Source organism: Neobacillus drentensis (assembly GCF_036965425.1).
GTDB lineage: Bacteria > Bacillota > Bacilli > Bacillales > Cytobacillaceae > Neobacillus > Neobacillus drentensis_F.
This window is the reverse complement of sequence record NZ_JBALPP010000216.1, coordinates 1-762: the sequence shown is the minus strand read 5'-3', so window position 1 is coordinate 762 and position 762 is coordinate 1. Positions and strand designations below refer to the sequence as shown.

The following is a 762-nucleotide window of genomic DNA, read 5'->3' as shown; positions in this document are numbered from 1 at the left end:
GATATATAGGAAACACAAATTATCCTTTTTAAAAATATTTAAAGTTCTATTTCAAACCATTTTTTTAACTTACGAAATAGATGGAGTTTGTACCAGTTAAATTATTTACGGAAAAATAATTATTTTTTCATTAAAACTAAAGTGCAATATTAGATTGTAATATAAGGATTAAACATTGGAGAAAATAAGGATGGAAAATGGAAGTAGATTAAAAGAGTTAGATACGTTTCGAGGATTTGCAGCTATTTCGGTTGTGTTATATCACTTTACTATTTTTTATGATAATGCATTTGGACATGTCAATAATTATCCCTTCAAACTATATTATGGGTATTTTGGTGTACAATTATTCTTTATTATTAGTGGTTTTGTTATTTATATGACATTAATTAAAAGTGCTAACTTAAAGGAGTTCGCATTTAAAAGAGCAGCAAGGTTATATCCTGCTTACATTACATCCGTAATTATAACATTTTTTGTTACTAGAAGTTATTCTTTAGATGTGCTAAAAGTTAATTATGCGGATTTCATTTTTAATTTAACTATGATTCAAGGAGTTATACCGGGGGTAGGAATAGACTTAGTTGATGGTTCGTATTGGAGTTTAGGAATTGAGATCACTTTTTACATCATATGTGCTTTATTTCTATTATTTGGATTAATTAACCGACCTTTTCTTGTCTCAGTGATTTCGTTAATCTTCATATTTGTAATTAAATTACTATATATAAATAATTTAATTCATCCTTTAATTGGTGACTT

The 762-nt window shown here is 26.4% G+C and carries 1 protein-coding gene; it reads left to right on the top strand.

Features of this window, described 5'->3' with window-relative positions:
* Positions 1-190: 190 nt before the first annotated feature.
* Positions 191-762 (top strand): acyltransferase family protein (locus tag V7161_RS30210; RefSeq protein ID WP_335716448.1); only part of this gene is annotated, 572 nt, incomplete at its 3' end.